Here is a 12,583-nt window from a genome sequence, read left to right on the forward strand (position 1 = left end):
TTTTGCCTTTAAGGAATAATAATGAATATGTTTAAAACAACGATTTCAACGGTTTTACTCACATCTGTAGTTGGCTTTGCGCATGCAGCAGGATATGGAGTAATTGATTTAGAAAAAGTCGTTGAAAATAGCACGTACTTAAAACAGCAGAATACTCAGCTTGAGCAGACAATTAAACCGCAAACGGTAAAATTAGAACAATTGGGTAAAGAAATTGAAGCGTTGGCTAAATCGGCTCAAGCCAATCAATCGAATGCCCAGCAACTATCCTCTCAATATCAAACGAAGATGAACGAATTTCAATCTTTGCAACAGACTGTTCAATCACGTGTTCAAAGCACCATTCAAAATACAAATAAAGTTTTCGACTCAAGAATTAAACAAGTTGCTGAACAATTGCGCAAAGAAAATAATCTTGATTTAGTTTTAAATAAAAATGCTGCCTTGGCATATGACCCAAAATACGATTTAACTGCTAAAATGATTCAAAAGGTTAATGCAATCAAATAGTCAATGAAATCAAATCAATTTCGTCTCGATCACTTGGCCAAACTTGTACAAGGCCAAGTTATTGGTGATGCAGATCTGTTGCTAGAGGGTCTTGCAAGTTTAACTCAAGCGAACTCAAACCAAATTTCTTTTGTAAATTCTGATAAGTATTTAGACGAAGCGATTTCATCTCAAGCAGGTGCCTTAATTGTCACTTCTGAGATGCAGGCTCAGCTTAATCAGCATAATAATTTTATTGTCGTACAAAATCCGTATCTTGCTTTCGCGATTTTAACTCATGTGTTCGAATCTAAAACTGTGCAACGTGGAATCGAGGCCACCGCAGTAATCGATCCGAGTGCTATGATTGGAGATAATGTATACATTGGTCATTACGTTGTAGTTGGCCCACATGCCGTGATTGGTTCAAATACAGTAATTCATTCGCAAACTAAAATTGATGAGTATGTTGAAATCGGTGAGGATTGTTTCATTGATTCGCATGTCACGATTACGGGTCGATCTAAAATTGCTAAACGTGTTCGTATCCATGCGAATACCGTAATTGGAGGAGAGGGTTTTGGCTTTGCTCCTTATCAAGGTAAGTGGAACCGAATTGCTCAACTCGGGTCTGTTCAAATTGGAAATGATGTCAGAATTGGTTCTAACTGTAGTATTGATCGTGGCGCTTTAGATGACACTATACTTCATGATGGTGTGATTATTGATAATCTTGTGCAAGTCGCACATAACGTTCAAATCGGTGAAAATACTGCAATTGCTGCAAAATGCGGTATTGCGGGCAGTACTGTGATTGGCAAAAACTGTATCCTTGCAGGTGCTTGTGGTATCTCAGGACATCTAAAAATTGTAGATAATGTGACGCTAACAGGAATGTCAATGGTCACAGGTAGCATTTTAGAAGCTGGTACATATTCTTCAGGAATGGGATTGCTCGAAAATTCTCGTTGGAAACGAACAGTTGTTCGTCTAAGACAATTAGCAGATGTGCCATTGACCAAATTAGTCAAACGAATAGATGATATGCAGGCTCAGTTAGAGTCAATCGAATCAACTTTAAAATTGCGTAAATAATATGACAGAGTCTACTTTATCTTTTTCAATTCCTAAATTGCCGATGAATATTCAAACAATTCGTGAATATTTGCCGCATCGTTATCCATTTCTATTGGTAGACCGTGTTACAGAAGTGACTGAGAATGGAATTGTCGGATTTAAAAATGTCTCCATAAATGAAGAGTTTATGCAAGGTCATTTTCCAGGTTATCCAATCATGCCGGGTGTCTTAATCGTTGAGGCGATGGCACAAATTTCTGGCGTTCTTGGCTTTATTATGAACAATGAAAAACCCAAACCGGGTTCACTTTTTCTTTTCGCTGGCGCTGAAAAAGTTCGTTTTAAAAAACAGGTCGTTCCTGGTGATCAACTCGTGTTAAAATCAGAGCTTGTAATGCAGAAACGTGGTATTTACAAGTATCTTTGTAGTGCGAGCGTTGATGGTGTAATTGCAGCGACAGCTGAAATTATTATTTCTCATCAGAAATTAGAGCAAGCATGAGTAACAGTGATTTAATCCACCCTACAGCAATTATTGATCCTACGGCAACGATTGCTTCTGATGTAAAAATTGGTCCTTATTCGATTATTGGTCCTCATGTGACGATTGATAGTGGGACAGTGTTACATTCTCATGTGGTGGTTGGTGGATATACTCGCATCGGTAAATCAAACGAAATTTTCCAGTTTGCCAGTGTGGGTGAGGTGTGTCAGGATCTTAAGTATGCTGGTGAAGAAACTTGGCTTGAGATTGGCGACAACAACAAAATTCGTGAGCATTGCAGTCTGCATCGCGGTACAGTGCAGGATCAAAGTATTACTAAAATTGGTAGTAATAATCTGTTGATGGTCAATACGCATATTGCGCATGACTGTGTGGTGGGTAATAACAACATTTTTGCAAACAATGTTGGTGTCGCAGGTCATGTGCATGTTGGTGACTTCGTTGTTGTCGGTGGCAACTCCGGTATTCATCAATTCTGTAAAATCGACTCATACAGCATGATTGGTGGAGCATCATTGATTTTGAAGGATGTTCCTGCTTATGTGATGGTGTCTGGTAATCCGGCGCATGCATTTGGAATGAATGTAGAAGGTATGCGTCGTAAGGGGTGGTCCAAAGATGTAATCAATGGTTTACGAGAATCATTTAAGTTGATTTATAAAAGTGGTCTGACGACACAACAAGCCATTGAGCAGATTACTGCTGAAATTTTACCAAATGTTTCTGAAGCTCAGCTCCTCATAGATTCTCTAAATGAATCTAAGCGCGGTATTGTTCGTTAAGAGCTTTTGCTAGCAATAAAAAGACATCTTATGATGTCTTTTTTATTTAACTTTTTTTGAAATATCCAGCTTCTTCTGAGTCAGGATAGGTGCTTAGTAGTTTATTTTTATAAATTTCAGCAGTTTGAGCGTTTTTATTTACATCTTTCGCGATGCTATACAGCTGATATAAAGATCGCGCTGCTTTTCCTGAATTTGGAAACTTCGAAGCGACAGTTTCATAGTGTTTTCTTGCTTCTTCATAATTGGGTGGTTCAATTGCTAAATTGAATTCAGCTAACCAAAAATAGGCATTACCTGTATACACACTATTTGGATTGTTACGTACAAAGTTTTGCATAGGTGCAATGGCTTTTTTTGCGCCACCTTGTTTGTATGCATCTAAGGCAACTGTATAAGCCGCTTTATCAAGTTCTTGTTGGTTGGTTTGATTCAAGTTCGTTGCATTTTGTGATGCTGTGGTATTGGAGTTAGTGCTAGTGCTTGGTGCAGTTGGCTCGTTAGGAATGGGTGGTGCAGCATTAGGATCATCGGCATTGGACTCCTCCACAGGATCAATTTTTTGTTGAAGGAGTTCTAATCTTTGATCTAGATCTGTATAGCGATTTTTTAATTCGTTGGTCAGTTGATTAATTTGATGTTCTTGTTCTTCTAATTTGCCTTGAAGTGCACGAATTTGATTTTCTAAGCGTTGATTTTGTTGGATAAGCTGCCAACTGGTGTTGGTAGGGGCTGTAGCGGTGTTATTCGCTGCGACTGCTGTTTGGTTCAAACTCGAATTTTGGCTTAATCCTTTTGATTCGATAGGAATATTGGCAAAAACTGATGTTGAGCTCATCAATGCTAGTGCAAGAAAAGTACGCTTATTGAGCATGTTCATTATTCCATTTGTGTCCATACTCAAATTTGAACTTTGAGTATTTTCAATTCTTAATAATCAGATCATTAAAAACGTCATAGCATTTAAAATCAATATAAATTTACAATGAAACTGTATAAATGAAGAAATTTAAGTTGAATTTATTTAGATGAAAAATATCAAGTTTGTTGTTAATAGATTAGTAAATATTCACTTGAACTTTTTTAGTGCCTTTAAAGCCCATTATGGTCTTGCAAGATCATTAAAAATCTCTATACTCTGTTCTTGCAATGGTAGCCCTGCTGGTGGCTTCGCAATTGTACTCTGAGAACCCCGCCAGGACCGGAAGGTAGCAACGGTATCAGAACTATGATGTGCCGGAGTTTTGCTAGTAGGGTTGCCACCATTATAATAATTTATCTCTTATTCTTCATTCTCTTTTCGTTTTATAGCTTTCATAATCGCATCCATTTCAAAGCCTCTATATTGTAAAAAGCGAATTTGTTTTGCTTTTAATTTTGCGTCCTGAGCAACTTCATAGCCATATTTTTTGACTTTCAATAAGTATGCTTGTTCATACCAATCTATTTCTTCCATTTCTGGTTCAGCCAAGGCTTTATCAACGTGTTTGCTTTTAAGCGCTAGCTTTATTCGATTTGGACCTTTTCCTTTACGTAATTGGCTGCGTACCATCATTTCTGCAACGCGAGCATCACTTTGATAATTTTCTCGCGCTAGCTCATCAACTAAGCTCAAAACCTCTTCCTTATTTTGTGCATACAAAGCAAGTTTATCAATTAAGTCTTTTTTTGAGTATTCTTTGCGAGTTAAGACTGCAAATGCATACGATCTCAAACGAGTCCCTGTTAAGCCTTTATTCTGTGCTAGATCTGATGAATGAGTGTCATCTAAATCACATTCATCTGGTGCTTGATTGGCGAGGTATTGATTAGACGAGTGTTGATCGTTAATGAGATGTTGAGGTTCATCTTCATTCATTATTGATTTTAAGTCCTCATAATGAATGAACTTGGGAAACTTCTCTGACATTTTAAATCCATGCTCTTAAACAAAAGCGCCCATAATTTGGGCGCTTCGATTTCAAATTTTTTGAAAAATTATACTTCAAATAAATCAGCTTCTTCGTCATTTTCTTCGGTTGGAGCTGGTGTTGCTGTGGTTAACAACTGTTCACGAATCATGCGATCAAGATCTTGTGCAAGTTGAGGATTTTCCTCAAGATGACGAATCACGTTGTTCTTACCTTGTCCAATCTTGTTACCTTGGTATGAATACCAAGCACCAGCTTTTTGAACAAGTTCTTGTTGTACAGCGAGATCGACCAATTCAGCAAGCTGATTTGTACCTTTACCGTACATGATTTGGAATAATGCTTCACGGAAAGGAGGTGCCATTTTGTTCTTCACCACTTTAACGCGTGTTTCAGAACCAACAATCTCATCGCCTTCTTTCACTTGACCAATGCGGCGAATATCTAAGCGTACAGAAGCATAGAATTTGAGCGCATTACCACCAGTAGTGGTTTCTGGACTTCCAAACATGACTCCAATTTTCATACGAATTTGGTTAATGAAGATCACCATGCAGTTGGAGCGCTTTGCATTACCTGTAATTTTACGCAATGCTTGGCTCATCAAGCGTGCTTGTAGACCCATATGAGAGTCACCCATTTCACCTTCAATTTCGGCTTTAGGGGTTAAAGCTGCTACAGAATCGACAACAATTAAGTCGATAGCGCCAGATCGTACCAGCATATCTGCAATTTCTAGTGCTTGTTCACCGTGATCAGGTTGTGACACCAATAAGTTATCGATATCTACACCAAGTTTGCGAGCATATTGAGGATCTAAAGCATGCTCAGCATCGATAAATGCACAAGTACCACCAGCTTTTTGACATTGCGCAATCGCTTGAAGTGTCATGGTGGTTTTACCTGATGATTCTGGACCATAAATTTCAATAATACGGCCTTTAGGTAAACCACCAATACCTAGTGCGATATCCAATGTAAGAGAGCCTGTAGATACAGCTTCTACAGCTTGAACAGTATTGTCACCAAGGCGCATTACCGTATTTTTACCAAATTGTTTTTCAATTTGGCTTAAAGCAGCACTCAGTGCTTTGCTTTTATTATCATCCATCTCATAACCTCAAAACGATGTAAATCACTGATAATTTAAGTGGATGTCTTTAATTAAGTCTAATGTCCACGGCATTTATAGTGACAGAAAAAATCGGACTGTTCTATAATTTTAAACTTCAAAACGACAGTATTTGTCGCTTTAACTTATTCATCATCGTATGACCAAACTTCGTCATATTGCTGACCATTTTGTTGACGGAATCTTGTAATATCACGTCGATCTTTTTTGCTTGGTCGATGATCTGGTCGTGCAAGATTATGCAATTTTCTTTGTGCAGAAAGCAACTCACGACGCGCGATACTGACTTCAGTTTCTTCATAGAGTAATTGTGCAGTAGGTGCCCCGCCTCGTACAGATGATAATGCTTTCACAATGACGGTTTTCTTTTCAAATCCCTGCTGAATCGTTAACTCCATTCCTACACGTACTTCTCTGGAAACTTTAACACGATCATTGTTGTGATGAACTTTACCACCTTCTATTGCTGCTTTGGCAATTGAGCGGGTTTTAAAAAAGCGTGCTGCCCAAAGCCACTTATCAATTCGCATTGAATCTGTGATTTTAGTTTCATGCTGTTTTGACATTCATTTCTTTCTCATGGTTAATTTGGTCTAAATAGGGGATTAATGATCTTAGATCATTGATTGCAGGATACTGAAGTTTAGACCTTTCGCGCTCAGGTTGAGCGCTAGATGGTTGGGTAATTGTGATTAGATGCTCAATACCAAAAGATTTAGCACCTTCGAGTACAACCGCAGTATCATCAACGAGAACGCAGTGACGAGGTTCAAATGGGTGCATTTGCTGTAATTGATCCCAAAATTCAAAACGCTCTTTAGCAAAACCGATCGTTTCGCTGCTGATCATCACTTCAAAATAAGAGGTGAGGTCAACTTGATTCATTTTCAATGCCAAACCTCTTTCATCAGCATTGGTGACTAACCACATTCGGTATCCAGCTTGCTTAAGGCTTGATAATAACGCAATGCATCCCTGTCTCGGCTTGATGAATTCTTTGTGATCGTGTTGAAGCTGAAAAGTATTAACGCCGACTTTGGCTGTCCAAAAGCGCGTAGAATACCAATCGAGCGTGTGCTTATGATCTTGATAAAATTTAAATAGAATTTGATTGCTCTGCTCTAAACTGATTTGATGAGTTTTGGCATGTCGCTCAGGGAGTTTGTGATTCCAAATTAAATCGTCAAAAGCAAGATCGAGTAGGGTTCCATCCATGTCGAACATGATGATGGGTTTATTCATTCATCTTTCCTCAGGTATTGTTGCAATTTAGCACAAATAAAAACAACAAAATGGGTGTTATTTAAATATCGATTTACACCATCATTTGATGCAAAAGGTTGGACTCGCATCAGCATTTTAAAATTGAACTTCAAGAATGGGTGTGCGTGGTGACTTCTATATTTCATTCCATTCGTATTATATCGAATTAGATGTGTGAGGTCACAAATTTAGATCTTGATAATGAATACAAAAATAGTATAGAAGTCGCTATGAAAGCATCATATTTGTTGAAAATGGTGCATAGGAGTTTGAAGTATGACAAAACATGATAATAGTTCGAAACCACACAAAGAATCTAATGAGGATAAAGGGAATCAGGACTCTTTTAAAAATAAAGAGCCTGTAAAAAAACCGAATGAACAGCCTGAAAGTCCAGTCAAAGAGCAAAAATAAAAAACAAGCCTTCTTTAAGAAGGCTTGTTTTTTTATGTTGATACTGACTCTAAGGCGCGCTCTGATTTTTGGAACTATTGCGGGTGTTATTTAAGATGTATTGAGGGTTGTTGGCAATCACGCTTCGGATTTTGTTTTAAAAGTGTTAGAGTTCTTATGATTGAAATGGGTTATGTGTTTCAAAGTGGTTATATTTTATAGGTTTGCTACTATAAATATAAATCCAACAATGCAAATTAAATCACGCTGCATTTTAGGCTGAGGTTCTTAATATGATCGTCGTGCTTAGAGTGTGTAGCGCCAGAAAAAATAGGTTTTATCCATGTTTATCACAACGCATGCTCCCCAAGATCAACAAATGTTAAATTTGGTTCCGATTTTGGCTGTTGCAAGCCAAATATTATTAGAAGAATATCAAAACTATTGTGCTGGACGTGATTTTAAAATCAACGAAAAAGATGACCATTCTCCTGTAACTCAAGCAGATTTAAAGGTCAATCAATATCTGCTCAGAGAGCTTGCAAAACTTACACCTGATATTCCGATCATTTCTGAAGAAAGTGATTATTCAGAGCGACATGAATGGCCTCAATGTTGGATGCTAGACCCTTTGGATGGTACGAAGGAGTTTATTCATGAACGTGATGAATTTACAATTAATCTGAGTCTTATTCAGAACCATCAAACTGTATTTTCAGTCATAGTCGTGCCGACTGAGAAAGTTATGTATATGGGCTATTTGACGGATCTTCCTTATAAATATTCATTTATGAACAATATTTGGGAAAAATATTGCAAATTTAAAGCCTCACCAGTCGATGCCATCCAAATTGGGCTGAGTCATAGTAGTAAAAATCCTAAGTATCAACACTATATTGATTATATTGAAAGAGAAATACCGGTTATACGTCGTGAAGCTGGAAGTGCTTATAAATTTTGTATGATGCTTGAGGGTGAAATAGATATTTACCCAAGATTTCATCCAACCTCCGAGTGGGACACTAGTGCTGGACAAGGCTTGCTAGAGAGCATAGGAGGTGGTTTGTTGACCTTGGATTCTGTGCCATTTACCTATAATCAGCGTGATACTGTTTTGAATAATGGTTTTATCGCCTATCGTGATCCTGAAATGAGGCAATTGGCTTTAGATGCGTTGTCAAATGTACTTTAGGGGAGTGGAACTATAATTTCATCGTGTTATAGTCAAATTAATTTCATTTATTAGAATTATTATGTCGCTGAAGTTGCTTCCTCCAAGTATGCTCAGAGCGGTTGATTTACTGCCCGATGTTGCTGTGCCTGTTACACTATTTACTCGCCACTCAATTCGTGAAATGGTGGTGGGCCAAGGACTCGCTGGATATGATTTGCAATTAACAGATCAAGGTAAGGATTTGGCACAGGCTTGGGGGGCTTATCTTATTGATCAAACAGATCGTGTGATTGAACACTGTATTTCTAGTCCAATTCAACGTTGTATTGATACTGCAGCACTGATGATTCAAGGTGCTGATCAAATCAATCCTAAGTCAAATACCCATCATATTAAAATTGTTGAGCAGGGGCTTTTGGTCGAGCCTGGTAGCTTCGTTTTAGATATCGAGCAAGCTGCGCCATATTTTAAGCAACAAGGTGCTTTGGGATTTATTAATAGCTTTGTAAACAATACTTTACCTGGGATGAAGCAGCCAATTACAGGTGTGATTGATGTTTTACATTTGCTTTATCAAACTCACCCTCAACAGAATCATGGATTAAGTTTGGCGGTTAGCCATGACACTATTCTGGCTGGTATTCTGGCTGTGATTTCAGGTAAAACACAGATTATTCAGCAGGATTGGCCAGAAATGATGGAAGGTTTGTTTGTTTGGTTTGAAGGTGAAGCATTCATAGATGCAAAATTGAAATGGATATGGCGTGGTGAATGTAATGAGCTGTCTATTCGTGAATTTGTAGAGCAAGAAAGATAGTAATTTTAATATTATTTAAGTATTGTTGATAAATTTAAAATATAAAAAAAGCCCTTAAAGGGCTTTTTTTAACGCAACTTAGTTAGAAGCTAGAGCTTTAACTTGTGCATTTAAACGGCTCTTATGACGAGCAGCTTTGTTCTTATGGATGATACCTTTGTCAGCCATACGGTCGATTACAGGTACTGCAGTTTTGTAAGCTTCAGAAGCTGCTGCATAGTCACCTGCAGCGATCGCTGCTACTGTGCGTTTAAGGTAAGTACGAACCATAGAACGTAAGCTTGCGTTGTGTTTACGTGCTTTAACGTTTTGACGAGCACGTTTTTTTGCTTGAGCAGAGTTTGCCACTCGTGCACTCCTTGAAATTGATTGGTCTGGGCGGGCTGAAATTTCAACTAAATACAAACATTAGAAGAATTTACACCAGCCCGTAAACAAGTGCCATATTGTGATTAAATGATGCGGCAAAGTCAAGTCTTGACATGCTTTGACAACATTTTTGATGCAGATAAAATGCGGTTAGCACGTTAGATTAGATAAATATTGGAAGGAATGGCGAAAAAATGATTAAAAATATTAAAAGTGCAATAGTTATAGGGGCAACTGGTTTAGTTGGTCGATCTTTGGTAAATCATTTGAATCAATTGGTAGATTGCGAAAGAATTGTCGTAGCTGTTCGTAAGCATGATGAACAATTTGAACAGTTCACCAAAGTTGATCAGTTGGTCATTGATGACTTTTTAATGTTAAATGATGAGGACGCTTCTGAATTCTCACATGCGTTTAGTTGCCTAGGAAGTACAATTAAAAAAGCAGGCTCTAAAGAAAATTTTTACAATATCGATTTTGAGATAAATGCTCATTTTGCTGATTTGCTCGTGAATACCGATACTTTTTTTGCAATTGTAAGTGCGGAAGGTGCGAATGAAAGATCTCCATTCTTCTATAATCAAGTGAAGGGAAAGTTAGAAAATTATCTAAAATCATTATCACTCTATCAATTGGCGATCATTCGACCTTCACTCTTAATTGGTGAAAGAGCTGAAACAAGGACACTCGAAGATATTTCTCAGAGTATTTTCAAGCGAGTATCGCAATTTCTGCCAAATACATTCAAATATAAGCCAGTGACAGCAGAGCAAGTCGCTAATACTATGGTCGTGAGCGCAAGAACTCAAAATGAAAAAATTAAGATTTATGATAATTTAGAGATTCAAAAACATAACTGAGGGTATAAAAAGTGACAACGCCAACATTTGTGACGTGTGATTTACTGGATGACCATCCTGATTTAGATATTCAAGTATTGTATCCATCTATTGATGGAAAATTCTTCAAAAGTTACGGCGGTGTAAAAAGCTTTGGGGGTGAAGCTGTCACTGTTAAATGTTTTGAGGACAATTCACGAGTAAAAGAGTTACTCGCTACAGATGGGCAAGGCAAAGTTTTAGTTGTAGATGGTGGTTCTTCCATGCGTTGTGCATTGATGGGAGATATGATTGCTGAGTCTGCCGTTAAATATGGATGGGGTGGTGTCATTATTAATGGTTGTGTTAGAGATGTTGATGCTATTGCGAGTTTAAATCTAGGCGTGCACGCACTTGCGGCTATACCTCAAAAAAGTAATCGCAAAGGGGTGGGCGAAACCAATATCACGATTCAAATTGGAAATATCACAATCCAACCAGGTGATTATATCTATGCAGACAATAATGGAATTATTGTGTCCAAGACAAAATTAGTCGATTAATTTAAATAAAACAAAAACGAGGTAATCAGTATGGTGATTCATCAATTAAAAGTGGCTCAGGCGCTAGCTTCAGCTGTTGCAGAAGGTGGACGTGGGACTTCAGGTACACCGTTTCCTAAACAGCCAGAAAAAGCATTAAAGCTTTACGAATTTGAAGGATCACCATTCTGTCGTCGTGTAAGAGAGGTGTTGACTTTACTTAATCTTGACTACGAAGTGTATCCTTGTCCGAAAGGTGGAAGGGTCTATCGAGATCAAGTAAAAACACTTGGTGGTAAGATTCAATTTCCTTTTTTAATTGATGAAAATACTGGGGCTAAACTTTACGAGTCTCAGGATATTATTCACTATCTTTTTAAGCATTATGGTGAGACAGGTCAAACACCGAAGCAATTCTCACACTACCCCAAATTGCCTGTAGTTGCTCTAGCTGGAACACTGATTAATGGTGCTCGTGGGATTTTTATAAATAAAGCGATTAAGCAGAGACCACAACCCGAGCATTTAATTGAGCTGTGGGGGTTTGAAGCGAGTCCATACACCAGAATCGTGCGCGCTGAACTCACAGAACTTGAATTACCATTTAAGTTTCATAATGTTGCTAAAGAACGTTGGCAGGATCAAGGACCAGCGATTTTACGATTGAAGCCTGGGAAATATATTCCTTTGGCTGGCGGTAAACGCGAGCAGGTTGTAAAGGTAATGAATCGCAAGGGGAAGGATATACAAGTCCCGTATTTAGTTGATCCTAATACAGGCGTAAAATTGTTCGAATCGAAGAAGATTGTAGAATATTTAAGAAAAAATTACGGTTAATTTTAGTTTGAGTGCTTTTTGGTCATGAATATAGGTGTATTCGTGACCAAATGCTAAGATAAAACATTATTTTGAGTTTTCAGCTTTTCTTACCGAACTATGTTTAAAAAAATTTCTGATTTGTTTCAAAAAAAACCATCGGCTGAGCAAGTTTATTTACAGACCCATCAAATTCGTCATGATCCTGAATTAGGATATATTATCGATGACGTTGTTTTGAATGAACTAAATGAAAGATTGTCATATTTTTCGAACCGAAAGGTTACTCGTTTTGATGATTTGGAAAATTTATTTTATCGGGGAATGTTGATCAAAGAGAAAATAGATCTCGAGTTGAATACAGGTCGTTTTACTACGAGATTAGGTAATAATCAACAGAATCTAGAACAGTTAAAAAAATTCGTGATATTGCTCAATGATTATTATCGTGAATTCAAACGTGAGCGCTAATGTTTGCGACTGAATGTTTGTGATA

17 protein-coding genes and 1 other RNA gene are annotated in these 12,583 nt (G+C 37.7%); 12 read left to right on the forward strand and 6 right to left on the reverse strand.

Annotation, left to right across the window (positions count from 1 at the left end):
• Positions 1-21: 21 nt before the first annotated feature.
• From FTV32_RS02520 to lpxA, 4 genes are read left to right on the forward strand one after another with little or no spacing between them, the layout of a single operon-like run.
• Positions 22-510: an OmpH family outer membrane protein gene (locus tag FTV32_RS02520; protein ID WP_373683274.1), complete on the forward strand. Its 489-nt coding sequence runs from the start codon at positions 22-24 to the stop codon at positions 508-510.
• A 3-nt stretch (positions 511-513) separates the two neighbouring features.
• A complete protein-coding gene (gene lpxD / locus FTV32_RS02525; RefSeq protein WP_180027806.1) occupies positions 514-1,584 on the forward strand; it encodes a UDP-3-O-(3-hydroxymyristoyl)glucosamine N-acyltransferase in 1,071 nt (356 codons plus the stop codon).
• 1 nt (position 1,585) lies between these two features.
• Positions 1,586-2,068, forward strand: a complete 483-nt coding sequence (gene fabZ, locus FTV32_RS02530; RefSeq protein ID WP_180027807.1) for a 3-hydroxyacyl-ACP dehydratase FabZ — start codon at positions 1,586-1,588, stop codon at positions 2,066-2,068.
• A complete protein-coding gene (gene lpxA, locus FTV32_RS02535) occupies positions 2,065-2,853 on the forward strand; it encodes an acyl-ACP--UDP-N-acetylglucosamine O-acyltransferase (protein ID WP_035263657.1) in 789 nt (262 codons plus the stop codon). The genes fabZ and lpxA overlap by 4 nt, the downstream gene beginning before the upstream one ends.
• 46 nt (positions 2,854-2,899) lie before the next feature.
• Here the strand turns inward: lpxA and FTV32_RS02540 are convergent, their stop codons facing one another.
• Positions 2,900-3,727 carry a YbgF trimerization domain-containing protein gene (locus tag FTV32_RS02540; RefSeq protein ID WP_180027808.1) on the reverse strand — a complete coding sequence of 276 codons (828 nt, stop codon included), beginning with the start codon at positions 3,725-3,727 and terminating at the stop codon, positions 2,900-2,902.
• A gap of 285 nt (positions 3,728-4,012) precedes the next feature.
• Between FTV32_RS02540 and ffs the strand changes: the two genes are divergently transcribed.
• Positions 4,013-4,109, forward strand: an RNA gene (gene ffs / locus FTV32_RS02545) — signal recognition particle sRNA small type.
• 26 nt (positions 4,110-4,135) lie between these two features.
• Here ffs and FTV32_RS02550 read toward each other — a convergent pair.
• The 4 genes from FTV32_RS02550 to FTV32_RS02565 form a co-directional block, all read right to left on the reverse strand.
• The gene (locus tag FTV32_RS02550; protein WP_180027809.1) at positions 4,136-4,762 is read right to left on the reverse strand and encodes a regulatory protein RecX; all 627 of its coding nucleotides are present in this window, start codon (positions 4,760-4,762) and stop codon (positions 4,136-4,138) included.
• Positions 4,763-4,830: 68 nt separating this feature from the next.
• Positions 4,831-5,874 carry a recombinase RecA gene (gene recA / locus FTV32_RS02555; protein WP_035263652.1) on the reverse strand — a complete coding sequence of 348 codons (1,044 nt, stop codon included), beginning with the start codon at positions 5,872-5,874 and terminating at the stop codon, positions 4,831-4,833.
• A 146-nt stretch (positions 5,875-6,020) separates the two neighbouring features.
• Positions 6,021-6,461 carry an RNA-binding S4 domain-containing protein gene (locus FTV32_RS02560; protein WP_035263651.1) on the reverse strand — a complete coding sequence of 147 codons (441 nt, stop codon included), beginning with the start codon at positions 6,459-6,461 and terminating at the stop codon, positions 6,021-6,023.
• Complete coding sequence (locus FTV32_RS02565) at positions 6,445-7,137, reverse strand: HAD-IA family hydrolase (RefSeq protein ID WP_180027810.1); 693 nt, start codon at positions 7,135-7,137, stop codon at positions 6,445-6,447. The genes FTV32_RS02560 and FTV32_RS02565 overlap by 17 nt, the downstream gene beginning before the upstream one ends.
• Positions 7,138-7,434: 297 nt before the next feature.
• Between FTV32_RS02565 and FTV32_RS02570 the strand changes: the two genes are divergently transcribed.
• From FTV32_RS02570 to FTV32_RS02580, 3 genes are all read left to right on the forward strand, one after another.
• Positions 7,435-7,572, forward strand: coding sequence for a hypothetical protein (locus FTV32_RS02570; RefSeq protein WP_171076720.1), 138 nt, complete (start codon positions 7,435-7,437; stop codon positions 7,570-7,572).
• Positions 7,573-7,894: 322 nt separating this feature from the next.
• On the forward strand, positions 7,895-8,743 hold the full coding sequence (locus FTV32_RS02575; RefSeq protein WP_180027811.1) for a 3'(2'),5'-bisphosphate nucleotidase CysQ: 849 nt from the start codon (positions 7,895-7,897) through the stop codon (positions 8,741-8,743).
• Between the two features lie 61 nt (positions 8,744-8,804).
• Positions 8,805-9,542 carry a histidine phosphatase family protein gene (locus tag FTV32_RS02580; protein ID WP_180027812.1) on the forward strand — a complete coding sequence of 246 codons (738 nt, stop codon included), beginning with the start codon at positions 8,805-8,807 and terminating at the stop codon, positions 9,540-9,542.
• A gap of 78 nt (positions 9,543-9,620) precedes the next feature.
• Here the strand turns inward: FTV32_RS02580 and rpsT are convergent, their stop codons facing one another.
• Positions 9,621-9,890 carry a 30S ribosomal protein S20 gene (gene rpsT / locus FTV32_RS02585; RefSeq protein ID WP_035263646.1) on the reverse strand — a complete coding sequence of 90 codons (270 nt, stop codon included), beginning with the start codon at positions 9,888-9,890 and terminating at the stop codon, positions 9,621-9,623.
• A gap of 215 nt (positions 9,891-10,105) precedes the next feature.
• Here rpsT and FTV32_RS02590 point away from each other — a divergent pair, with 215 nt between their 5' ends.
• The 4 genes from FTV32_RS02590 to FTV32_RS02605 all read left to right on the forward strand — a co-directional run bounded on the left by FTV32_RS02590 (position 10,106) and on the right by FTV32_RS02605 (position 12,558).
• Entirely contained in the window at positions 10,106-10,771 is a 666-nt protein-coding gene (locus FTV32_RS02590) for a nucleoside-diphosphate sugar epimerase (protein ID WP_180027813.1), read from the forward strand.
• An 11-nt stretch (positions 10,772-10,782) separates the two neighbouring features.
• Positions 10,783-11,292 (forward strand): ribonuclease E activity regulator RraA, encoded by a 510-nt coding sequence (gene rraA / locus FTV32_RS02595; RefSeq protein ID WP_180027814.1) that lies wholly within the window; start codon positions 10,783-10,785, stop codon positions 11,290-11,292.
• A 30-nt stretch (positions 11,293-11,322) separates the two neighbouring features.
• A complete protein-coding gene (locus tag FTV32_RS02600) occupies positions 11,323-12,108 on the forward strand; it encodes a glutathione S-transferase N-terminal domain-containing protein (RefSeq protein WP_180027815.1) in 786 nt (261 codons plus the stop codon).
• A gap of 99 nt (positions 12,109-12,207) precedes the next feature.
• On the forward strand, positions 12,208-12,558 hold the full coding sequence (locus FTV32_RS02605; protein ID WP_180027816.1) for a hypothetical protein: 351 nt from the start codon (positions 12,208-12,210) through the stop codon (positions 12,556-12,558).
• Positions 12,559-12,583 lie beyond the last annotated feature (25 nt).

It is taken from the genome of Acinetobacter sp. YH16032, assembly GCF_013417345.1.
GTDB lineage: Bacteria > Pseudomonadota > Gammaproteobacteria > Pseudomonadales > Moraxellaceae > Acinetobacter.